Raw genomic sequence first — 23,185 nt, 5'->3', positions numbered from 1 at the left:
ACTAGTGCTCGAACACCAGCCGCGCGCCGACGGTGCCTTCGAGCGCGCGGATCTGCGCGAGCAAGGCGCCCGAATCCGCACCGTTAAGATCGGCATCGAGCACGACGTAGCCGAGGTCGCCGGCGGTCTCCAGGTATTGCGCGGCGATGTTGATGTCGCGTTGGAGGAAGACCTCGTTCAGCCGGCGCAGCATGCCCGGCACGTTGCGATGGACGTGACTGAAGCGCGCACCGGAGGGTCGCAAATGCAACTGCACCTCCGGGAAATTCACCGCGCCCATTGTCGAACCCGTGATGAAATAGTCGACCAGCTTGCGCGCCACCTCGCCGCCGATGCGCTCCTGTGCTTCTTCGGTCGAGCCGCCGACATGCGGGGTCAGGATGACGTTGTTGAGGCCCTGTACCGGGCTCTTGAAGCGCTCCGAGTTCGACGACGGCTCGACCGGAAACACGTCGATGGCAGCCCCCGCAATGTGGCCGTCGCGCAGCGCGCCCGCGAGCGCATCGAGATCGACCACGGTACCGCGGCTGTTGTTGATCAGGAACGAGCCCGGCTTCATCGCGCGCAGCTCATTCTCGCCGATCATGCCCGCGGTCTCCGGCGTCTCCGGGACGTGCAGGCTGACAACGTCGCTCTGCGCCAGCAGTTCGTTCAGCTTCTCGACCGGCTCGGTGTTGCCGTGACGGAGCTTGTCGGTGCGGTCGTAATAGATCACGCGCATGCCCATCGCCTCGGCAAGCGTCGAGAGCTGCGAGCCGATATTGCCATAGCCGATGATGCCGAGCGTGCGGCCGCGCACCTCGCGGCTGCCGGCCGCGGACTTGTCCCAGCCGCCCTCATGGGCCGACACCGAGCGCGGAAAGATCTGCCGCAGCAGCATCACGATCTCGCCGATCACGAGTTCGGCAACGCTGCGCGTGTTGGAGAACGGCGCGTTGAAGACGGGAATGCCGCGCTTGCGCGCCGCCAGCAGATCCACCTGGTTGGTTCCGACGCTGAAGCAGCCGACCGCGAGCAACCCGTCGGCGGCCGCCAGCACCTCGTCGGTGATCTGGGTGCGCGATCGGATACCGAGCAGCGACACGCCCTTCAGCGCCTGGCGCAGCGCCTCGCCATCCAGCGCCTTGGTCAGGCGCTCGACATTGGCGAAGCCCGCACTTTTGAACAGATCCACGGCGCTGTCGTTGACACCTTCAAGCAGCAGCGCCTTCGCGCTCCGCTCAGGGCTTTGGCCTGGGGCTGGCATACAATCTCCTGGAATGGCGGCTTTGCCTGAGCACATAGACCGCGGACGATGCACAGCACAATAGGCATGAAACCCGGATTTCGCTTCGCTCCTTCAGCACTACGCACTACAAGCATAGCCAACCCACCGGAACGCCCATGCGCCCAGCCATCTTCTTCGACTGCGACGGCGTGCTGAACGAGGAGCCCGGCGGCCATGGCGTGCTGGGACCGGACGATATCAGGCTGATCCCGGGCGCAGGCCGGGCCGTGCGGACCGCACGAGAGGCAGGTTACCTCGCAATCATCGTCACCAACCGCGCCCAGGTGGCGAAGGGTTTTGTCACGCTCACCGGCCTGGAGACGATTTTCGCAAGGCTCCGTGAATTGCTGGCCCAGGACGGGGGTATCGTCGATGCCATCTATTTCTGCCCGCATCATCCGGAGCAGACGCCGGGCGGCGCGCCCGAATTCCAAATCGCCTGTGAGTGCCGCAAGCCCGGAACATTGCTGTTGCGCCGGGCAATTGCCGATTTCGGCATCGATCTCGGCCGCTCTCCGCTGATCGGCGACAGCCTGCGCGATATTGGCGCGGGGCACGCGATGGGGCTGACGAGCTATGGCGTGCGGACAGGATACGCCTGCCGTGATGTCGAGCGCTATCCGGACCGCGCGCCGCCGGTGCCCGACCGGATGTTCGCCGACGTCGGCGAAGCCGTCGCATTCTGTGTGGCTCATCCGGCGAAACACGGACAAGCCGGCCAGCCCGATTGACGCGGTCCGGCCGTTCGCCGATACCGGCATGATCTCGATTCGCATCTTGTCGATTCATATGGGGACTGGACCGGACGGATGAAGACAGCTCTGGTGATCGGCGGCGGCATCGCCGGCTGCGCGGCGACGCATCAGCTCATGAAGCTGGGCGGCTGGGACGTCACGATCGTCGAGGCCGCGCCGTTCCTCGGCGCCGGCGTGCGCACCTTCTGGTATGGCGGCCACCCCTACACGTTCGGCCCGCGCCACTTCCTGACCCAGAACCGCGCCGTCTACGACTACATGGATGCGATCGTGCCGCTGCGCTCCTGCGCCGACCACCAGTTCATCACCTATGTCGAGCGCGACAACGCCTTCTACAACTATCCGATCCACGAGGACGACATCGCGCGGATGCCTGATAGCGCGAAGATCGCCACGGAGCGGCAGTCGGCACGCGGCGTCGCGGAAGCCAAGAACCTCGAGGAATATTGGGTCGGCTCGGTCGGCCAGACGCTCTATGACAAGCTGATCGACAAGTACAACAAGAAGATGTGGCTGGTCGACGACAACAAGCGCATCGACACGTTCAACTGGTCGCCGAAGGGCGTCACCATCAAGAGCGGCTCGCGCGCCGCATGGGACACTGCATGGTCGGCCTATCCGCACGCGGAGGACGGCTACAACCGCTACTTCGACGTCGCGACCGAAGGCGCACGCGTGCTGCTGTCGACACGCATCGAGCAGTACGATCTGCCGGGGCGCGCGGTCTGGTTCGGCGGCGAGAAGCACAGCTACGACGTCATCATCTCGACCATCTCGCCGGACGAGCCGTTCGGCCGCTGCCATGGCGAGCTTGCCTTCATCGGCCGCGACTTCCACAAGATCGTGCTGCCGACAGAGCACGTCTTCCCCGAGCACGTCTACTTCCTCTATTACGCCAATGACGAGGCGTTCACGCGGCTGGTCGAATACAAGAAGTTCACGCATCACAAATCGCCGACCAGCCTCGTCGGGATGGAGATCCCCTCGCACAACGGCAAGCACTATCCGCTGCCGTTCAAGTCCGAGCAGGAACTCGCGCGCAAGTATTATGCGCTGATGCCCGACCACGTCTATTCGATCGGCCGCGCCGGCAGCTATCGCTACGGCCTCGACATCGATGACTGCCTCGAGCAGTCGATGGTGATGGCGCGCCAGATCGCCGAGGGCGGTCGCGACCACCCGGTGCCGATCGAGGCCTGGCGCTAGATGAATAAGCCCGCCGCCACGCCGCATCGCTGCGTCGTCTGCGGATCGGGCGATGCGGACACGATTTGGTCGGTGGCACGCACGCCGATGCATGCGGTCCGCCCGGCCGGCATGGCCGACATTGCAAGCGGCTTCGGCAATCTGGACGTTGCCGCGTGCAGTGGCTGCGGACATCTCTTCAACCTCGCCTTCGACACCGAAGCGGCCGACGAGCTCTATGGCGCGCTGGTCCTGACCAACGAACCCGTGAGCCCGGGCATGATCGCCGCCGTGGATGAGACCGCTGCGCTGATCATGCGGCATCTGAAACCATCACCCGCCGTGCTCGAGGTCGGCGGCGGCGGCGGCGCACTGTCGCTGGCGCTCGCGCGTCGATCGGCGCGCGTCGATCTGGTCGAACCGAGCCGCGCGCTTCAGCCGGAGCGCTTTGTCGGCACCGGCGTGACGCTACATCGCGCGATGTTTCCAATCACGGCGCTGGCCGGCCGCCGCTTCGATGCGGTGGTCTGCCGCCAGGTCATCGAGCACGTTCCGGAGCCTGCGCCGTTTCTCACCGCGTTGCGCGCAAGCCTTGCGGATGACGGCACCGCCTACCTCGAGATGCCCAGCGCCGACGACATCCTGCTGCGCCATTCGATCGTCGATTTCCATTACCCGCACGTGCACTACTATCGCCGCGCCGAGATGGAATTGCTGCTTGCACGCGCCGGCTTTGCAGTCGCGGAGGTCTTCGACATCAAGCAGGGCCACGACATGGGTTTCCTGCTGCGCGCGGCAGAACCGCTCGCGCGTGAGCCCCGCGCATCATCCGATATTTCGCCTGCAGAATTCGCCGCGGCGCTGGCCAAACGGCGCGTGCGGGGAGCTCAGCGCCTCGCCGCGATCGACGGTCCGATCGCACTTTACGGCGCCAATGCCTATGCGCAGGCACTGCTCGGCCTCTACCAGGAGAACACGCCGTTCGCCGCAGTTTTCGACGACACCGCCTCCTATGCAGGACGCTGCGTTTACGGCCCTGCCGGCGAGATCACCATCGAGCCGCCGCGCGCCGAACGCTTCGCCGGCATGGCGGCCATCGTAGTCGCTGCCTATCTGCATGACGCCGAGATCGCACAAAAAATCGCAGCGATGGGATTTCACGGCCCCTTCTACACGCTGCGCGCGCCGGGCCCGGACGCACCTGGTCTGATCGCTAGCCTGTTCGATCCGTAAGGCAGATCAGATCAGATCCGACTCGGCGTCGGATGCGATGTAGGACCGCCCCCACCAGCCGATGTCGAGATGGCGCACGAAGCGCCAGCGTGAGCGCTGGCGGTATTCGACAAAGGCTTTCGCCAGACCTGTATCGGGATTGCCGCGATTGCCGACGAAGAGGTCGTCGATGTAGAGCACGGACCCGGCCTGAAGCAGCGGCTCGATGAAGTCGAACACGGGGACAGCGGATTCATACAGGTCGCAGTCGATGTTCGCGAGCGCAATCTTGCGCCCGCTGCTGGCGAATTGCCGCTTCAGCGCAGGCGTAAGTGAAACGCCGTAGAGGCCTTTCACCGTGTGCACCTTGTCCGTGTAGATGCCGTGCTCGCCGATCAGGCGCAGAAACTCCTGTTCGGAGGTCGCGAGCGCGCCTTGCGTCCATTTGCCGACGCTGGTCTCGGTTTCCGGCGCAGGCAGGCCGGCAAAGCTGTCGAACGCCCAGAACGCCATGTCGTGGAGATTCTTGCGCCGCGCCTCCGTCAGGGCCATGCGGAAGGTGCGTGCGCGGTGACAGCCATATTCGTGATAGTCGCCCGCGATCTCGTTCTCCTTCAGGAAATCGAACACCTGGCGGAAGAATTTCAGTTTCTGGCTCTGCCGGTTTTGCTGGTTGTAGCGGATTTCGTCCTCCGCCGACCAAGTCGCAAGTGCGGCACCGTCGGCGATCTCGACCCATGGCTCGCGAGCGAGCGTCCTGATCCCGGTCGCAGAACCTGCGGGAAAATCGTCGGCACGATCGCTGCTCATGGCGCTTCACCGGCTGGAGATCATTCGCGTTCCACCACTGCCCGCCTCTGCCGCGCCGGGATGGAATCAGCGCCTGATAGCTTAAGCAAGCCACCGATCAAGGCCAGCAGCCGTTCGCAGCAGCCAATTGGCGCAGAACGGGGCCGTTCCTGCGCATGACCTGTTGATAACTGCCCTCGGCCTATCGTTAGGCAGCCCCGAATCGACTCAGAACACGGACATGGATCAGCAATACGCGGACACAGTAAGACTACGGTGACGCGAATTGCGGCGGTTTTGAACGTGCGTCGGGATTCGCAGCGGGATAACCAGATCAGCGGTGATTCGCCGGCTGGCCCGCACACCGGGCTCGACGAAGCACAAACGAGGCCGGTTGCGAAGGTGGAACACGTCGCCCAATACCTGCGGGAGGTCCGCGATATCGCGCAGGCCCTGCCGGCAGGCGAGATCGAGGCGCTCTGCGACGAGCTCGTGGCTTTGCGCGAGCGCGGCGGCCGGCTGTTCATCCTCGGCGTCGGCGGCAGTGCGGCGAATGCGAGCCACGCCGTCAACGACTTCCGCAAGCTGTGCGGCATCGAGGCCTACGCACCGACCGACAACGTCTCGGAACTCTCCGCCCGCACCAATGACGAGGGCTGGCCGAGCGTGTTCGTGGAATGGCTGCGGATCAGCCGCATCGGATCTCGCGACGCTATCCTGGTTCTCTCGGTCGGCGGCGGGAATCTCGAACGCAATGTCAGCCCCAACATCGTCTCTGCAGTGAAGGCGGCGAAGGCGAGCGAGGCGCGCGTGCTCGGCATCGTCGGACGGGACGGCGGCTATGCAAAGCAGGCCGGTGACGTCGTCGTCGTGATTCCCACTGCGGCAGAGCAACGTGTCACGCCGCATGCCGAAGCGTTCCAGGCGGTAGTTTGGCATTGCCTGGTCTCGCATCCGAAGCTGCAGCGCAGCGCCACCAAATGGTGAGGCGCTGGTTCGGGGACTCCTGGAGGCGTAATGTTGCGTCGTGCGTGAGTCGTCCTGTTTGCACGGCGCGAAACGCGTCCGGCGCAAATGCGGAGGGGTGTGACTTGGCCGCGCTGGGCCGCGTGAGATGGATCCGGCGGGCAACAGGCTGAAGGGGGCTTACGCAACATGAACGCACCGAGCATCGACGCGCTCAATATCGAGATATTCGGCGACGGCGCGGATCTCGCAACGATCCAGCGCACGTCGCTCGATCCGCGGATCAAGGGTTTCACCACAAACCCTTCGCTGATGCGTGCGGCAGGCGTCGGCGACTACCGCACCTTCGGCTGCGCGGCATTGCAGATGGTGCGCGACCGGCCGATCTGCTTCGAGGTGCTGGGCGACGACCTCGCCACCATCACCCACGAAGCCCGCGAGATCGCCTCGTGGGGACCGAATGTCTATGTGAAGCTTCCGGTGACGACCACCCGCGGCGAATTCTGCGGCCCTGCCATCGCCGAGCTCGCACGCGAAGGCGTGAAGGTCAATGTCACTGCCATTCTCACGCTGAGCCAGGTCGAGCGCGTCCGCGACGTGCTCGATGCCGACACGCCGGCGATCGTCTCGGTGTTCGCCGGCCGCATCGCCGACACCGGACGCGATCCCGTCGCGATGATGTCGGAGGCGCTGGACATCCTGTCGGACCGCCCGGCCGCGCAACTGCTCTGGGCAAGCCCGCGCGAGTTGCTCAATCTGTTCCAGGCCGACGCCATCGGCTGCCACATCATCACGCTCTCCGCCGACCTCCTCAAGAAATTCGACCTGGTCGGCAAGGATCTCGACATCTATTCGCGCGAGACCGTCGCGATGTTCCGCAATGACGCGCTGGCAGCCGGCTACGAGCTGTCGCCGCGCAAGCCGGCCCGAAAGCGCGTGGTCGGTCGTATCGATCGTTAACGACACCGGATTGCAATGCTCAAGAACGTCCTCGTCACCGGCGGCGCCGGATATGTCGGCCATGTCCTGGTCCCGCGCCTGCTCGCCGACGGCTACAACGTCACCGTCTACGACCTCCTGTTCTTCGGCTCGCGGCTGCCGAACCATCCGAACCTGCGCGTCGAGCAGGGCGACATCCGAGACACCACCAAGCTCGCTACGTATCTCAAGGGCCAGGATGCCGTGTTGCATCTCGCCTGCATCTCCAACGATGCCAGCTTCGAGCTCGACGAGAACCTCTCCAAGACCATCAACTACGATTGCTTCGAGCCGCTGGTGGTCGCGGCGCGCAAGGCCGGCGTGAAGCGCTTCGTCTATTGCTCGACCAGCTCGGTCTATGGTGTCAGCGACGCCCCCGACGTGACCGAAGAACACCCCCTGGTGCCGCTGACGCTCTACAACAAGTTCAAGGGCATGTGCGAGCCGCTGCTGTGGAAGCACAAGGCCGATGATTTCACCTGCGTGACGGTGCGCCCGGCGACGATCTGCGGCTACAGCCCGCGAACCCGGCTCGATCTCTCCGTCAACATCCTGACCAACCACGCCGTGAACAAGGGCGTCATCACCGTGTTCGGCGGCAAGCAGATGCGGCCCAACCTGCATATCGAGGACATGGTCGACGCTTACAGGCTGATGCTGACCGCGCCGCACGACAAGATCCACGGCGAGACCTTCAATATCGGCTTCGAGAACCACTCGATCGCCGATCTTGCCAGCATGGTGAAATCCGTCGTCGAGACGAACGGCCGCCGCGACATCGGCATCGTCACCACGCCGTCGGACGACAACCGCTCCTACCACGTCAATTCCGACAAGATCCGCCGCGTGCTCGGCTACGCGCCGGCACGGTCGATCGAGGACGCGATGCGCGACCTCGCCCGCGCCTTCGTCAATCACCTCCTACCGAACAGCTTTGACGACGACTGGTATTACAACGTCCGCACAATGAAGAAGCTCGGGGCCCGATGAGTGTGCGTCCGACTGCACTGGTGACAGGTGGCGCCGGCTTCATCGGCAGTCACATGGTCGAGCTGTTGCTGGCGCGTGGCTACCGGGTGCGCGTGATCGACAATCTCATCGGCGGTCGCGAGGCCAACCTCGCCGCGCATGCCGGCAATACCGATCTCGCCTTCGAGCGCGGCGACATCCGTGATGCACAACCGGGCGGCGCGCTGTTTCGCGATGTTGTCAGCGTGTTTCACTTCGCCGGCATCGGCGACATCGTGCCGTCGATCGAGTCCCCGCTCGACTACATGTCGGTGAATGTGCAGGGCACCGCGCAGGTGCTGGAATGCGCACGCCAGGCCCAGGTGCGCAAGTTCGTCTATGCCGCATCGTCCTCCTGCTATGGATTGGCGGCGACGCCGACCCGCGAGGACCATCCGATCTCGCCGCGCTATCCGTACGCACTGAGCAAATACCAGGGTGAGCAGGCGGTGCTGCACTGGCACACCGTGTACAAGCTGCCGGTCAACGTCATCCGCATCTTCAACGCCTATGGCACGCGCTCGCGTACCTCGGGCGCCTATGGCGCGGTGTTCGGCGTATTCTTGCGGCAGAAGCTCGCCGGCAAGCCTTTCACCGTGGTCGGCGACGGCACCCAGACGCGTGACTTCGTCTATGCCAGCGACGTCGCCGAGGCGTTCCTGCGCGCCGGCGAGACCGGGCTGACGGGTGAGATCTGGAACCTTGGCGCCGGCAATCCGCAATCGGTCAACCGTCTGGTCGCCCTGCTCGGCGGCCCCGTGATCCATATCCCCAAGCGCCCGGGCGAACCTGATAGCACCTTCGCCGACATTGCAAAGATCCGCCGCGAGCTCGGCTGGGAGCCAGAGGTGAGCTTCGAGGAAGGCGTCCGCCGTATCCTCGCTGAGATCGACTATTGGCGCGATGCGCCGCTGTGGAACCCTGATAGCATTGCCGCCGCGACCTCGGCGTGGTTCAACGCCCTGGCGACCAAGGGAGCGCCGGCATGATGGACGATGCGACGCATCGCATGGTGAGCCACAAGCTGAAGAGCGCGGCCGAGATCGCCGCGCTGATCGGCCGCCGTCCGCGCGTCCGCAAAGTCATCATGTGCCACGGCACGTTCGACGTCGTCCATCCCGGCCATGTCCGCCACCTGCTCTACGCCAAGAGCAAGGGCGACATCCTGATCGCGAGCCTGACGGCGGACGCGCATATCCTGAAGGCGAATTTCCGCCCCTTCGTGCCGCAGGAGCTCCGCGCCTTCAACCTCGCCGCGCTCGAAGCGGTCGACTACGTGATGATCGATCCGAAGCCGACGCCGATCGACAACATCCGCCTGATCGAGCCCGACATCTTCGCCAAGGGTTACGAATACACCGCGGCCGGGCTGCATCCGCGCACCGCCGAGGAGAAGGAGGCGGTCGAGGCCTATGGCGGCGAGCTGATCTTCACGCCAGGCGATATCGTGTTCTCGTCCTCGCACATCATCGAGACGGCGCCGCCCTCGATCGCGACCGAGAAGCTGCTGACGCTGCTCTATGCCGAGCATCTCGATTTCGACAGCCTGCGCGGCGTGCTCGACCGCTTCCACGATCTGCGCGTCCACGTGATCGGCGACACCATCGTCGACACCTATACGCGCTGCGCCGTGATCGGCGGCGGCACCAAGACGCCGACCATGAGCGTGCGCTTCGAGGAGAAGCAGGATTTCGTCGGCGGCGCCGGCATCGTCGCCAAGCATCTCGCCAGCGCCGGCACGCAAGTGACCTTCTCTACCGTGCTCGGCGATGACGCAACCGCGGAGTTCGTCAAGCAGGACCTCGGGGCCACCAACATCGATTTCCATGCAGTCGTCGACCCGAACCGGCCGACGACCAACAAGGACGTCATCGTCGCGGCCGGCCACCACCTGCTCAAGGTCGACCGCGTCGACAACAGCCCGATCCCCGAGCGCATTCGCCGCACGCTGATCGATCGCATCGCGTCGGTGCCGGCCGACATCGTCGTGTTCACGGATTTCCGCCACGGCATCTTCAACCGCGAGACCATTCCGCATCTGGTCAAGGCGATTCCGAAGACCGCCTTCCGGGTCGCCGACTCGCAGGTCGCGAGCCGCTGGGGCAACATCCTCGAATTCCAGGGGTTCGACCTGATCACGCCGAACGAGCGCGAGGCGCGGTTCGCGCTCGGCGACCAGGACTCGGTGGTGCGCCCGCTCGGCACCGAGCTGTACCGCCAGGCGCACTGCAAGACGCTGCTGCTCAAGCTGGGTCCGCGCGGCCTGATGGCCTTCCGCGGCGAGCCCAAGAGCGACGAGGACGTCCGCTCCTTCTTCGCCGTCGACAGCTTCGCCGACAACGTCGTCGATGCGGTCGGCTCCGGCGACGCGCTGCTCGCCTATGCCGCACCCGCGATGTACCTCACCGGCAACGCCGTGATCGCCGCCGTGCTCGGCTCGCTCTCGGCCGCAGTTGCCTGCGAGCACCAGGGCAACGTCCCGACCGCCCCGAACGACATCCTCGACAAGATCGACCGTCTTGAGCGGCAGGCGCAGTACCGCTGAGGCCGCGATGAAAGTCATCGTTGTCGGGTACGGGATTCAGGGCCACAAGCGCTTCAAGGTGGCGGGCGAGGACGCGGTCGGGATCGTCGATCCGGTTGCGCCGGAGGCCAATTGGCGCCGCCTCGAAGACGTCCCCATCGACCGCTTCGATGCGGCCATCGTCTGCACACCTGATTCCCCCAAAATCGAGCTGCTGCGCCATCTGCTCGAGCGCGGCAAGCACGTGCTGGTGGAGAAGCCGCTGTTTGCCGCAAACGGCGACGATTTTCGCGCGCTCGAAGCGCTCGCCCGCCGGACCGGTGCGCTGTGCGTCACCGCCTACAATCACCGCTTCGAGCCGCATTTCGTGCGGATGCGCGATCTGCTGCAATCCGGCCGGCTCGGCTCGGTCTATCGCTGCCGCATGTTCTACGGCAACGGCACCGCGCGCCTGGTGCGCAACTCGGCCTGGCGCGACACCGGCGACGGCGTGCTCGGCGATCTCGGCTCGCATCTGCTCGACACTGTACGCTTCTGGTTCGGCGACGTCGCCGACGGCTTTCGCATCGTCTCGGCTGAACGGTTCGAGAACCGCGCGCCGGATCACGTGGTGATCGCCGCCGAGGGGCGCCCGCAGATCGAGCTCGAAATGACGCTGCTGTCCTGGCGCAACTATTTCACCTGTGACGTCTTCGCCGAGCATGGCTCCGCGCATATCGAATCGCTGTGCAAATGGGGTCCGAGCAGTTTTATTCACCGCACCCGCGTGCTGCCGAGTGGCCGGCCGCCGGAGGAGAGCCAGATCCTGGTGCAGGACGATCCAACCTGGGCACTGGAATATGCGCATTTCAAGCAGCTCTGCGAGGCACGCACGGAAACCGATCTCTCGAATGACATCTGGCTGCATCGCGCGCTAACTCGGCTCGGCCGCGAGATTCAGGCGGGGAACGCTGCATGACCCGTCCCCGCATCGCTTATGCCGGAATGACCCATCTGGGCCTTTGCTCGGCGATCGCAGCAGCCGCCCAGGGTTTTGCGACGCTCGGCGTCGATGCAGATGCATCCCTGATTGCTCGCATCACCGCCGGCGACCTGCCGGTCCGTGAGCCCGGCCTCGACGATCTCCTGCGTGCTCATCGTGACCGCATCAATTTCTCTGCGGATGCGGCAGCGCTGCGCGCCTGCGATCTCGTCTATGTCGCACCTGATGTGCCCACCGATGGCTCCGGCGTCAGCGACCTCAGCGGCATCGACACTCTGCTCGACATCGTGCTCGCGAATACGCGCGACGATGCCACTATCGTCATCCTCAGCCAGGTGCCGCCGGGTTTTACACGGGCAAGACAGCGTCCCGGCCGGACTATCCTGTACCAGGTCGAGACGCTGGTGTTCGCCCGCGCGGTCGAGCGCGCCACAAAGCCTGAGCGCTTCATTCTCGGCTGCCTCGATCCGGACGCCCCATTGCCGCCCGCCTGGCAAACCTTTCTCGAATCCTTCGGCTGCCCGCTGCTGTCGATGCGGCTGGAGAGCGCCGAGCTTGCAAAGATCTCCATCAACTGCGCGCTGGCGGCGTCCGTCACCACCGCCAACACGCTCGCCGAACTTTGCGAGCGCGTCGGCGCGGACTGGTCCGAGATTGGGCCTGCGTTGAAGCTCGACGCGCGCATCGGCCCCTATGCCTATCTCGCGCCGGGTCTTGGGCTCGCCGGCGGCAATATCGAGCGCGATCTCGCCACCGTGATGCGGCTGTCGGACCAGCACGGCACTGATGCCGGCATGATCCGCGCCATCGTCGCCAACAGCATCCATCGCAAGGACTGGGCGCTGCGCGAGCTGAACGAAGCGCTGCTGGCAACGTCGCCGCAGGCCCGGATCGGCGTGCTTGGCCTCGCCTACAAGGAAAACACGCATTCGGTGAAGAACTCGGCGGCGCTGGCGCTGATAGCGCAGCTCGCGGTGTGTCCCATGCGCGCGTTCGACCCCGCGGTGCCCGCCTCCGCCGCGCGGCACCCGAACCTGACGGCCGCATCGAACGCGCTCGAAGCGGCGCGCGACGTCGATGCGCTCGCGATCATGACACCCTGGCCGGAATTCCGTGACCTCGCGCCCGACGATCTAGCGCTCCTCATGCGTGGTCGGCTGGTCCTCGATCCCTATCGCGTGCTCGATGCCACGGCCGCGCGCGCGGCCGGGCTTGATTATCGCACGCTCGGCGCGCGAGCGTCGTGACACGAACTGGATGATGCCTATGCCTGAAGTGAATCTCCTCTCCAAACTGCCGCGCGGCAAGCGCAATCTCTCCGCGCGCGCCACCGCCAAGACCGAGGAGCACATCCGCATTTCCCGTGAATATGGCGAGACCTATTTCGACGGTCCGCGCGAGTATGGCTATGGCGGCTATCGCTATGACGGCCGCTGGGTGCCGGTGGCGCGCGATTTCATCGAGCACTTCTCGCTGAAGCCCGGGGACCGCGTGCTCGACATCGGCTGCGCCAAGGGTTTTCTGGTCAAGGATCTCATGATCGCCTGTCCGGGGCTGGAAGCGTTCGGGCTCGACATTTCCCGCTACGCGCTGATGCATTGCGAGGCGGAGACGATCGGCCGCCTGCATCTCGGCAACGCGCTGGAACTGCCGTTCCCCGACAACAGCTTCAAGTGTGCGATCTCGCTCAACACCATTCACAATCTCGACCGCACCGGATGTATCCAGGCGCTGCAGGAAATCCAGCGCGTCTCGGGCGGACGTGCGTTCGTGCAGGTCGATTCCTATCGCACGCCTGAGCAGAAGGCGGTCTTCGAGGAGTGGGTGCTCACTGCCCGCTTCCACGACTATCCCGAAGGCTGGATCGCGCTGTTCAATGAAGCCGGCTATACCGGCGATTATTTCTGGACGATCATCGAGTAGGACGAGGACGCTGTCATGACCCAAGCCAGCTTCGATGCAAGAGCGGCGCGGACGCGCTGCCAGCGCTACCGCCGGCGCATCCTCGATATTTCGCAGCGCGTCTCGGCGCTCCACATCGGCGGCGCCTTCTCCTGCACCGAGATCGTCGATGCCATCTACAACGCGCTGATGCGCAAGCCCGGCCTGTCCTCGCCCGACACATTCCTGATGTCGAAAGGCCATGGCTGCATGATCCAGTATGTCGTGCTGGAGGAGCTCGGCGTCCTCTCGCGGGCCGACCTCGACGCCTATTGCACGCCGCACGGCCGCCTCGGTGTGCATCCGGATTACGGCAATCCCGGCATCGAGGCCTCGACCGGTTCGCTCGGCCACGGGCTGTCGATGGTGGTGGGCATGGCGCTGGCCGAACGCGGCAAGCGTCGCGACGGGATGATCTACACGGTGCTCAGCGACGGCGAGACCCAGGAGGGATCGACCTGGGAGGCCGTGCTGATGGCGTCCTCGCTGAAGCTGACCAACATCGTCGCCTTCATCGACAACAACGACTTTCAAAGCCTCGGACGCACCTCCGAGACCCATCCCTCGCTTTACCCGTTGACTGCGAAGTTTGACGCGTTCGGCTGGGAGACTGCCGAGATAGATGGCCACGATTCTGCAGCGATCTTCCGGGCCGTATCATTGCGCAAGGGCGACCGGCCGCTGATGGTAGTGGCGCGCACGACCAAGGGCAAGGGCGTCAGCTACATGGAGAACGCGCCGATCTGGCATTACCGCGCGCCCAACAAGGACGAATATGCCCAGGCGATCCGCGAGTTGGAGACACAGGCGTGAGAAACACCTTTTCCGAGACGCTGTACGCGGAAGCGACCGCCAATCCCGACGTCTATATCGTCGTCGCCGACATCTCGCCGGCCGGCAGCATGGGGAAATTCTCCAGCGAGTACCCTGAACGCTTCGTCAATGTCGGCGTCGCCGAGCAGTCGATGATCGGCATCGCCGCCGGCCTGGCGCTAAAGGGCTGCCAGCCCTTCGCCTACACGATTGCGACCTTCAGCCTCTATCGTCCATTCGAGATGATCCGTGACGATCTCTGCTACCAGAACCTGCCGGTCACCGTGGTCGGCATGGGCGCGGGCGTGATCTATTCGACCCTGGGCGGCACGCATCACACCCAGGAGGACATCGCGATTGCCTCCGCGCTGCCCAACATGCAGGTGCTCGCGCCCTGCGATCCCCTCGAATGCATCGAGGCCACGCGCTGGTGTGCGCAGCAGAAGAACGGTCCGGTCTACCTGCGCATCGGCAAGGCCGGCGAGCCCGTGCTGACGGCGAACGCGGAGCCCTGGCAGTTCGGCAAATTGCGTTACCTGCGACGCGGCAGCGACGTCTGCATCCTCACCTATGGCGTGATCACGGCAATGGCGGTTGAGATCGCCGACAAGCTGGCGGCGCAGGGACGCTCGGTCTCACTGGTCTCCGCGCATACACTCAAACCGCTCGATCGCGACGGCGTCACGGCGTCCTTGCAGCAGCACCGCCATGTCGTTGTCATTGAGGAACACGCGCCCCAGGGCGGACTCGCATCCCAGGTGAAGCAGATCGCGTGGGACGTCCGCGCCACCTGCCGGCTCGATACATTCACGTTGCAAGATGCTTTCATCCACAATTACGGCTCGACCAGTGATCTGCTCGCGGCACACGGCCTGTCGCCCGAACGGATCCTGGCCAAGATCGGCTGAGGGCGGACGATGCGCGTGCTCGTGACCGGCGTCTCCGGTTTCTCGGGCGGCACGGTGGCGCGCCGGCTCGCGAGCAACGGCTACGATGTCGTCGGCACTTATCGCCGCGACACCGGCTTTTTGGCCCCTTTGCGTGACGTCAAGCGCCTGGAACCAGTCCAGACCGACCTAATCGACGCGGGCCGGCTCGTCGGTCCGTTCGACGCCATCGTGCACACTGCTGGTACATCGCCGGCCCCGGGCATCGGCGTCGCAACGCTGGTTCGAGACAACATTGATGCGAGCTTTGCGTTGATCGAGGCCGCCCAGCGCTGGGGTACCAATCGCTTCATTTTCTTCTCGTCGCTCTCCTACTACGGTCGGATCGAGCAGGACGTCGTCGACGAAACCACACCGGTGCGCGATCCCGACGCCTATGGCGCAACGAAGCTCATCGTCGAGCAGCGGCTCGCCGAACTCTCGGCCGAATTTTCCACGCTGGCACTGCGCCTGCCGGGAGTCGTTGGCCCGGGCGCGCATCGGAACTGGCTCTCTGGCGTGGCGTCGCGGCTGCGAGCGGGCGAACCGATACGCGCCTTCCATCTCGACCGGCTCTACAACAACGCAGCTCATATCGACGACATTGCAGCACTGGTCCAGGCCGCACTGACCCGCGAGCCCTGGAGTGGCTTCGACCCAGCGGTGCTCGGCGCCGCGGGATCGCTGACGGTACGCGAAGTCATCGAGCGCCTTGCATTGGCGCTGGGGGTGTCAGCCAAAATCGAAGAGATCACCCCGACCAACACGTCGTTCACGCTCTCGAGCGCGCATGCGATCGCGCGCTACGGCTACCAGCCGATGGAGATCGGCGCAATGATCAATCGCTACGGCCGCGAGATCGCCGGCTAGGCGCGATCGTCCTCGCGATAACATCCCTTGCAGACTTCGGGAATGCGGCCCTCGCGATGATCCCTGCGGAAGGTCTCATAGGTCTCGCCATGCCAGATCGCGACGAGATCCTCGGCGTTGCCGAGATCGACAACTTCAGGATTGGCGATGGTGCAGCATGGAACGGTGCGCATATCGGAGGAGACATAGAGCCGCTCGAACGGCCAAGGGCAGAGCTTGTCGGTCTTGCGCCAGCTATATTTGTCGGTCACGTTCCAGAACGCCACGCGCACGCCGAGTTCGCGGCCGCGCGCCATCAACCTGTTACAGAGCTCTTCGGTCAAGGCATCCTCCGCGACGATGTCGCGCAACGCCTCACCCCATTTGTCCTGGCCCCAATTGGTGAGGTCGAGCGAGAAGGCGAGACTTGTGAAGCCGGCCTCGGCCGCAAGCTCGACGAAATCAGGCAGCTGGTGCCGGTTCGACTGCTGCACCACCACCCACATCTTGGTGCGATCGACGCCGCGCTCGCGGGAATAGGCGTTGATCAGCTTGCAATTGGCGATGACGCGCGAGAACACCGAACCACGGCGGATGCTCTCGAACGTGGCCTCGTCGGCGCCGTCGATCGAGATCTGCACCTCGTTCGGATCGGCGTCGATCAACCGGCGATAGTTCTCGCGCAAATGCAGCAGCGACGCATTCGTCGTGGTGCGCACCCAGATCTCGCGCTCGCGCGCATGGCGCAGCATGGCGAGATAGGCATCGCCCTGCATCAGAGGCTCGCCCATGCCCTGCAGCTTGATCTCGATCAGGCCGTATTGCCGGTCGAGCAGCGCCTTGAAGCTCTCGAGCGGCATGTCGGCGGCACGCTGGCCTTTGTGCCAGTCGCTGACCTGGCACATGGTGCAGCGGAAATTGCAGCGGCTGACATTCTCGATGTCGAGCTTGATCGGCAGATAGTCGACGATCTTGCGATCCGCCCGCGCGCGCAGATATTTCTCGTAGTTGGCGCGCCGGCGCGGATCGAAGGCGAGTGCGCGCTCGCGCTGGGCGGCGTAGGCGGCCGACCCCATTGACGGCTCCGGCGCCGGCAGGTTGCGCAGGAAAGCGGCGTTTGCGGCCCCCTGTGTCGAGGCTGGTCGTTCGATCGTTTCGGCGTCGTGAGCCATTTGCGTCCGTCGCGGCGAGGATCCCGGGACCCGGGATGTCTGGGCAGAACGCAAAACTGATTCGCACTTAAAATCGACCATCATTCGTCCGGCGTGGCAAGGCCTGGCCCGGCTGCTCCGTACAACTCCGGTGGATCAGCACCGCCACTTCAGATCACATAGAACCCGTGTGTGCCGTCGCGGCGGAGTTGGTCGACCAGGCCATATTCCCAGTCGAGATAGGCCTGCATCGCACGCTCGGCGATATCGGTTCCTTCATAGGGCCGGCGGTAGCGATGCGCGGGGTCCGGCTTCGGCAGCACCAGGGGCGGGCCGACATCGAGCGTGCCGGCATAGCCGCCTTCGAGCACATAGACCTCCCAGCCCATCTGCGCGAGCCAGGACGCCGTCATGTCGGCGCGCACGCCCTTGTCGTCGGTCAGGACAATGCGCGCGCCGCGCACCGGGGCGGCCATGTCGGTCTCCTGCACGAGCTGGCCGCCGGGATAGTGGCGGAAGCCCGGGAGATGGCCGGCCGTATATTCCTCGGCGTCGCGTACGTCGAAGCGATAGAGCGTGCGGCTGGTCTCGTCGACCAGCGCCGCCATCTCGTTCGCGCCGATATGGCCGACGCCGGCGCGATAGGCGACGTCGCGGGCATTGGCCGGACCGTTTTCGAACGAGCCTATCGCGCCGCGCGTGTCAGCGCCGTGATCGAGCGTGTGCCGCGCCAGCGTCCAGCCGATCGTGCCATTGCGGAGCGCCCGCACCTCGTTGGGCACGCCGGCATTGATCAGCGACTGGGTCCCGATGATCGAGCGGGTGCGGCCGGCGCAATTGACGATGATGGTGGTGTCTGGATCTGGCGCGGCCTGGCCGGCCCGCAGCACCAGCTCCGCACCGGGCACGCTGACCGAGCCCGGAATGTTCATGGTCGCGTATTCGTCGAAGCGGCGGACATCGAGGATGGCGATGTTGGCCTTGTCCGCGATCAGCTTTGCCACTTCGTCGGCACTCAACGACGGAGTGTGGCGACGTGCCTCGACCAGTTCGCCGAACGCCTTCGAGTAGGAATTGACGTCCTCGAACACCTCGTAACCGGCCGCGCGCCAGGCCTTCAGCCCGCCGTCGAGCGCACGGACATTGCCGTAGCCGAGCGCTGCCAGGCGTTCAGCGCCCACTCCCACCAGCCCCTCGCCGTCATCAAAGAGCACGACCGGCACGTCCCTGCGGGGCAGCCTCACCGCTGCCTCGATCGCGATCCGCTCCGCGGCCATGTTGGCCGCAAACAGCGGATGGCCGGTGGCGAAGGCCGCCTCGTGCCGAAGGTCGAGCAGTGCAATTTCCTCGCCGAGCAGCAGCGCACGGCGGATATCGGCGGGGGTGACGGTCGAAAGCTTCATGGCATCAATCCTGGTGAGGACAGGCCATGGGCTTTTGAACGATTGTGGCGCACTTGGCTAGCCACTCCGGTTGAGGATCACTCACCCGGAACCAGCCTCCCAAGCGTCGGCGGCGCTGGACGCTGCAGCTTGCGACGGGACAGATACAAGAACACCCCGGTGATCGCGAACAGCGGCATCAGCGCCGCAGCAATCATGAACGCCAGTTTGCCGGGAAAGCCCAGAACCGCGCCGCGATGGATGTCGAGCACGCCCGCAATGACTTTCTCGCCCAGCGTCTTGTCGGCATAGCGCTCCGCGGAGATCACCTGGCCGGTCGCGGCATCGATGCGGAATTCGTCGCGTACGCTTTCCAGCGTGGAATCCTTCGGCCACGACCGGATCCGCATCACAGTGCCCAGGCCGGCCGGGAGCATCAGCTGCGCCCTGGCAAAGCCGCCGCTCTCCTCGCGCAACAGGGTCGACCACGCGCGATCGAACCCGACCGGTTGAGCCGGCTCGACGCGGCCAGACTGACGCGGCTGCTTCGGCTGCATCTTCGCGGCCGCAACGTGGGGCCGTGCCAGCAACCAGACCACGCCGTCCTTGTACCAATCGAACGAGTACCAGAGCCCGGTGAGCGTCATGACCAGATAGATCGGCAACACCCAGGTGCCGATGACGGCATGCAACGAACGATGCAGGCCACGGCCGCTGAGCGCGAGATTCGGCTTCAGCCATATCTTCGCGCTGCTCGCCCGGCGCGGCCATCGTAGCACGAGACCCGAGATGAACATCACGATCAGGCCCAGCGCGGCGACGCCTGTGATCTGGCGGCCCCAACCTTTGGCATCGCCGGGAATGAGCAGCCAGCGATGCAGCCCGCGCACGGTCGTAAAAAACTCCTCGCCGCGCGGGACACCAAGCACGTGGCCGTCATAGGGGTCGACATAGACCGACGACGGCCGCCCGCCCTGCTCGTCACGCGCGAAGCGCACGTGCACGGCGGCTGACGGATCGCTCGACAGCATGATGGCCGCGACCTTGCCGGCATGCGGCACAGCCTTCAGGCGCGACACCAGCTCGTCCGGCAAGAGCGCCGCCGTCGTCCGTGGCGCGACCTGCACGATGGCGGCATTCAGATGGTCGACGATCTCGTCCTCAAAGCTCATGATCACGCCGGTCAGCGCGATCAGGCAGAGCAGCAGTGCGAGCACGAGGCCCGCAATGGAATGGACCTGGAGAAGGGCCGACTTGATCGTTTGCCCGGACACTAGAACTTCACCGTTGCCGACAAGGAGATACGCCGACCATCGCCCATCGCGACGTTCAGGGCGTTACCAGTCGTGGACGTGTAGTAGACCTTGTCGAACAGGTTCTTGACGTTGAACTGATAGGTCACGGGCACCTTGTCGACCTTGGTGTCGTAGGTCGCGAAGATATCCGCGACAGTATAGGCCGGCAGGAAGAACGTGTTGGCGGAGTCGCCCGGCCGGTCGCCGACATAGTGTGCGCCGCCGCCGAGCCGTAGGCGACCAGGAAGCCGCTCGCCGAAATCGTAGACGAGGTAGAGCGACGCCGTGTTCATCGCGGCGTTCAGCAGCTTTGCGTTGCCGTACGCGGGATCGTTGATCAGCCGCGCATCGGTATAGCCATAGCTGCCGATCATGCTCCATTCGTCAGTCAGCCGTCCTGTGACGTCCAGCTCGACACCGCGTGATCGCGCCGCGCCCGAGGCCCGCCCCGTTGACTTGCCGCCGCCGACATCATCCAGTACCAGTACGTTCTTCTTCTGGATGTCGTAGATCGCCAACGTGCCCGACAGCCGCTTGTTGACGTCGAACTTCAGGCCGGTCTCCCACTGCGTTCCCTCCTCGGGTGCGATGGTGGAGTCGACGACAAAGCCGCTGGTGAATGCCGCGATGGTCGAGGTCGGCTTCAACGACTGCGTATAGCTTACGTAATAGGAGAGTTCTTCGTTCAGCTTGACGATGACGCCGCCGAGCGGCAGCACCTTGTCGCCCGACAAGTTGGTATTGGTGACGAAGACAGGCCGGCCCTTTCCGGCGAGTTGCTCGTATTCCATCCAGCGCACGCCGCCGACCGCCGACAGCCAGCTGGTCAAATGGAACGTGTCCTGGGCGAAGAAGCCGCGGGTGCCGAGCTTGTCGGTCTGCTCGCTGTCGGTTGCCGAGACGGTCGTGCCCGGCGTAACTAGCCCGTAGACCGGATTGTAGAAGTTGAAGCTCGCCGTCGCCTGGCGGATGAGATCGCGGCGATCGATCGTGCGATACATCGCCTCGCCGCCGAACAGGATCTCGTTGCGGAAGCCGCCGGTCCAGACGTCGCCCTGCATATAGGAAGTGCCGTAGCTGACGTTGCTCAGCGAATTGTGGGTGCCGTCGTTGCTGCGGGTCTCGACACCGGTCGCGGCATTGACGCCGGTGATCCGGAGCTGGTTGGCGCTATAGGTCTCGGTGTTGTAGCTGTAGGCCGCCGTGACCTTCCAGGTGTCATCGAGCTTCTGCTCGACCGAGCCCTGCACCAGGTCGGACGTGCCCCACATATTGTTGAAGGGCTCGTCGAGCCGCCGTGTCTTCGGGATCGCCAACGGCGCGCCGTTCACGAAGGCCGTGCCGCGGTCGAACGGATAGATGAACTCGCGGTGCTCATAGGTGAGCTGGACCGTTGTGGTCTCGCCGTACCAGGCGAACGACGGGTTCACCAGCATTTCGCGATGGCGGCCGAAATCGCGCCAATAATCCTCGCTTACGCCGTAGCCGATGAAGCGATAGGCGAGACCGCCGCCGCCGATCGGACCGGTGACGTCAAGTGTGCCGTCGGCGCCGTTACGGTTATTCGCGTAGCTCGAGCCGAGCAGCGTGACCGAGCCATGCTGGTAAAGCTCGGGACGCTTGCTGATGGTGTTGACGATGCCGCCGGGGTCCATGATGCCGTAGAGCAGCGAAGCCGGCCCTTTCAGCACCTCCACGCTGTCGACCGCGGCGTTCAGGCTGCGCCCTTGCACCAAAGGCATGCCGTTGCGCATGATCGAGCCGTCGCGGTTGTCGCCGAAGCCGCGGCGGATCACCGCGTCCTGAGTGCCTGCGAGCGTATTGGTTTGGGTGATGCCGCTGATGTTGACCAGTGCATCGTCGATGTTGCGCGGCAACTGGTCCTTGAGGACCTGCGCCGGCACGACGTTGACGGATTGCGAGGTATCGAGCGGCGATGCGCCCGAACGCAGCGTGGACGCGCTCGGCATCGCGCGATAGCCGAGCCTTGCTGCCTGTTGTGCCACCGCGTCTGCCGCAGCCCGTTCGGACAGTGTCGGGGCTGCGGGTGGAACAGCCGTTGGGCCACGGCGCAGAACCGCCTGTGTCCTTCGTTGAGACTGCCGCGAAGCGCGCGACGGTTTCGGCCGCTGGGTCGGTGCATCCACATTCACCGGCGGCAGCGCCGTTTGCGCCTGCGCGACGGTGATGCTCAGTGGGTATTCGGCGAGCAGCACGGCCGCCCCGATGAGAAGACTTGCACGGCTCCTGCCGGCGCGATTTCGATGACCTCTGGCGCGAGGGTCATCCACAAGGGCACGCACTTTCGATTCACTTCCAAGTCACAGTATCGACGTTGGCGCATCTACCAGCGGCTGCGAGTAAAGAGAACCGTGTGTGGACTTGAATAGCTCTAGTGTTGAATCGTTCTAAGAGCAGGCGCGATCGAGTTGCGACGCTTTCGTGAACAGGAACAGCAACGTCGTCGTCGGAACACGCCCGACAATAAGCGCATCTGCTCATTGTCGATGCTGACCATACGGCATCGGCGCGACGCCATGCCGCACGACGGCTCCGCCGCGCGCGAGCTCCATACCTTCACCGCCGCGGCGCTCACGTCATTTTGTTCAGGCCACCAACGCAGATAGACTTTACAGATTACCTTCATATATGTCATTCGGTCCGCCATGATCAATTCGTCGGACCATCGCCCGTCCACGCGCGCTGGCACGCTCGCGGAAGAGCTCCGTTCGCTGGTCGGCAAACTCAAGCGCCGGTTGCGCGAGCAGGCCGGCCCTTCGGATTTGACGCCATCCCAGGTGTCGATCTTGCTGCGGCTGGAAAAGGGTGGCCCAGCCACGGTGTCGAGCCTGGCGCGATCCGAAAAGATGCGTCCGCAATCGATGAGCAGCGCGGTGGCCGCGCTTCTGACTGCGGGCCTGGTCAGTGGCGCCCCCGATCCGGAGGACGGTCGCCAGACCATTCTCTCGCTGACCAAAGCGTGCCGTGAGCGGATTCGCGTGGGTCGCGCCGCCCGTCAGGACTGGCTCTCCCGCACCATTTCGGCGCGGCTGTCACCACGGGAACAGGACGAATTGACCGCCGCCGTCTCGCTGCTCAAGCGGCTCGTCGACGACTGACGCGGGCGATCGTCGATCCACTGGCAACACGGAGCGCGCAGGC

General features: G+C 64.7%; 21 protein-coding genes. 15 read left to right on the top strand and 6 right to left on the bottom strand.

Annotation, left to right across the window (positions count from 1 at the left end):
• Position 1: 1 nt before the first annotated feature.
• The gene (gene serA, locus XH90_RS04135) at positions 2-1,246 is read right to left on the bottom strand and encodes a phosphoglycerate dehydrogenase (protein WP_194479340.1); all 1,245 of its coding nucleotides are present in this window, start codon (positions 1,244-1,246) and stop codon (positions 2-4) included.
• 137 nt (positions 1,247-1,383) lie between these two features.
• On the opposite strand from serA, the gene XH90_RS04130 reads away from it, so the two are divergent.
• From XH90_RS04130 to XH90_RS04120, 3 genes are all read left to right on the top strand, one after another.
• Positions 1,384-1,998 (top strand): HAD-IIIA family hydrolase, encoded by a 615-nt coding sequence (locus tag XH90_RS04130; RefSeq protein ID WP_256442499.1) that lies wholly within the window; start codon positions 1,384-1,386, stop codon positions 1,996-1,998.
• 78 nt (positions 1,999-2,076) lie between these two features.
• Positions 2,077-3,228, top strand: coding sequence for a UDP-galactopyranose mutase (locus tag XH90_RS04125; RefSeq protein WP_194479338.1), 1,152 nt, complete (start codon positions 2,077-2,079; stop codon positions 3,226-3,228).
• Positions 3,229-4,440 (top strand): class I SAM-dependent methyltransferase, encoded by a 1,212-nt coding sequence (locus XH90_RS04120; RefSeq protein WP_194479337.1) that lies wholly within the window; start codon positions 3,229-3,231, stop codon positions 4,438-4,440.
• A 6-nt stretch (positions 4,441-4,446) separates the two neighbouring features.
• On the opposite strand, the gene XH90_RS04115 is transcribed toward XH90_RS04120, so the two are convergent.
• Positions 4,447-5,229 (bottom strand): TylF/MycF/NovP-related O-methyltransferase, encoded by a 783-nt coding sequence (locus tag XH90_RS04115; RefSeq protein WP_194479336.1) that lies wholly within the window; start codon positions 5,227-5,229, stop codon positions 4,447-4,449.
• 381 nt (positions 5,230-5,610) lie between these two features.
• On the opposite strand from XH90_RS04115, the gene XH90_RS04110 reads away from it, so the two are divergent.
• From XH90_RS04110 to XH90_RS04060, 11 genes are all read left to right on the top strand, one after another.
• Positions 5,611-6,195, top strand: coding sequence for an SIS domain-containing protein (locus XH90_RS04110; protein WP_246755690.1), 585 nt, complete (start codon positions 5,611-5,613; stop codon positions 6,193-6,195).
• A 168-nt stretch (positions 6,196-6,363) separates the two neighbouring features.
• On the top strand, positions 6,364-7,134 hold the full coding sequence (locus tag XH90_RS04105; protein ID WP_194479335.1) for a transaldolase: 771 nt from the start codon (positions 6,364-6,366) through the stop codon (positions 7,132-7,134).
• Positions 7,135-7,149: 15 nt separating this feature from the next.
• A complete protein-coding gene (locus XH90_RS04100) occupies positions 7,150-8,142 on the top strand; it encodes an NAD(P)-dependent oxidoreductase (RefSeq protein ID WP_194479334.1) in 993 nt (330 codons plus the stop codon).
• Positions 8,139-9,149, top strand: coding sequence for an NAD-dependent epimerase/dehydratase family protein (locus tag XH90_RS04095; protein WP_194479333.1), 1,011 nt, complete (start codon positions 8,139-8,141; stop codon positions 9,147-9,149). The genes XH90_RS04100 and XH90_RS04095 overlap by 4 nt, the downstream gene beginning before the upstream one ends.
• Positions 9,146-10,705: a PfkB family carbohydrate kinase gene (locus XH90_RS04090; RefSeq protein WP_194479332.1), complete on the top strand. Its 1,560-nt coding sequence runs from the start codon at positions 9,146-9,148 to the stop codon at positions 10,703-10,705. The genes XH90_RS04095 and XH90_RS04090 overlap by 4 nt, the downstream gene beginning before the upstream one ends.
• Positions 10,706-10,712: 7 nt before the next feature.
• Complete coding sequence (locus tag XH90_RS04085) at positions 10,713-11,642, top strand: Gfo/Idh/MocA family protein (RefSeq protein ID WP_194479331.1); 930 nt, start codon at positions 10,713-10,715, stop codon at positions 11,640-11,642.
• The gene (locus XH90_RS04080) at positions 11,639-12,913 is read left to right on the top strand and encodes a nucleotide sugar dehydrogenase (protein WP_194479330.1); all 1,275 of its coding nucleotides are present in this window, start codon (positions 11,639-11,641) and stop codon (positions 12,911-12,913) included. Before XH90_RS04085 ends, XH90_RS04080 begins: the two co-directional genes overlap by 4 nt.
• A 19-nt stretch (positions 12,914-12,932) precedes the next feature.
• Entirely contained in the window at positions 12,933-13,589 is a 657-nt protein-coding gene (locus XH90_RS04075) for a class I SAM-dependent methyltransferase (protein WP_194479329.1), read from the top strand.
• Positions 13,590-13,604: 15 nt separating this feature from the next.
• Positions 13,605-14,420, top strand: coding sequence for a transketolase (locus XH90_RS04070; protein ID WP_194479328.1), 816 nt, complete (start codon positions 13,605-13,607; stop codon positions 14,418-14,420).
• Entirely contained in the window at positions 14,417-15,328 is a 912-nt protein-coding gene (locus XH90_RS04065; protein WP_194479327.1) for a transketolase family protein, read from the top strand. Before XH90_RS04070 ends, XH90_RS04065 begins: the two co-directional genes overlap by 4 nt.
• Before the next feature lie 9 nt (positions 15,329-15,337).
• Positions 15,338-16,216 (top strand): NAD(P)-dependent oxidoreductase, encoded by an 879-nt coding sequence (locus tag XH90_RS04060; protein WP_194479326.1) that lies wholly within the window; start codon positions 15,338-15,340, stop codon positions 16,214-16,216.
• On the opposite strand, the gene XH90_RS04055 is transcribed toward XH90_RS04060, so the two are convergent.
• The 4 genes from XH90_RS04055 to XH90_RS04040 all read right to left on the bottom strand — a co-directional run bounded on the left by XH90_RS04055 (position 16,213) and on the right by XH90_RS04040 (position 22,239).
• Entirely contained in the window at positions 16,213-17,271 is a 1,059-nt protein-coding gene (locus XH90_RS04055) for a radical SAM protein (RefSeq protein WP_194479325.1), read from the bottom strand. The two genes, XH90_RS04060 and XH90_RS04055, sit on opposite strands and share 4 nt — an antisense overlap.
• 245 nt (positions 17,272-17,516) lie before the next feature.
• Entirely contained in the window at positions 17,517-18,749 is a 1,233-nt protein-coding gene (locus tag XH90_RS04050; protein WP_194479324.1) for a rhodanese-like domain-containing protein, read from the bottom strand.
• Between the two features lie 77 nt (positions 18,750-18,826).
• The gene (locus XH90_RS04045) at positions 18,827-20,002 is read right to left on the bottom strand and encodes a PepSY domain-containing protein (RefSeq protein ID WP_194479323.1); all 1,176 of its coding nucleotides are present in this window, start codon (positions 20,000-20,002) and stop codon (positions 18,827-18,829) included.
• Positions 20,002-22,239, bottom strand: a complete 2,238-nt coding sequence (locus XH90_RS04040; RefSeq protein ID WP_246755688.1) for a TonB-dependent siderophore receptor — start codon at positions 22,237-22,239, stop codon at positions 20,002-20,004. The genes XH90_RS04045 and XH90_RS04040 overlap by 1 nt, the downstream gene beginning before the upstream one ends.
• A 450-nt stretch (positions 22,240-22,689) precedes the next feature.
• Here XH90_RS04040 and XH90_RS04035 point away from each other — a divergent pair, with 450 nt between their 5' ends.
• Entirely contained in the window at positions 22,690-23,142 is a 453-nt protein-coding gene (locus XH90_RS04035; protein ID WP_194479321.1) for a MarR family winged helix-turn-helix transcriptional regulator, read from the top strand.
• Positions 23,143-23,185 lie beyond the last annotated feature (43 nt).

Source organism: Bradyrhizobium sp. CCBAU 53338, from assembly GCF_015291665.1.
GTDB lineage: Bacteria > Pseudomonadota > Alphaproteobacteria > Rhizobiales > Xanthobacteraceae > Bradyrhizobium.
This window is presented reverse-complemented; position numbering and strand designations above follow the sequence as displayed.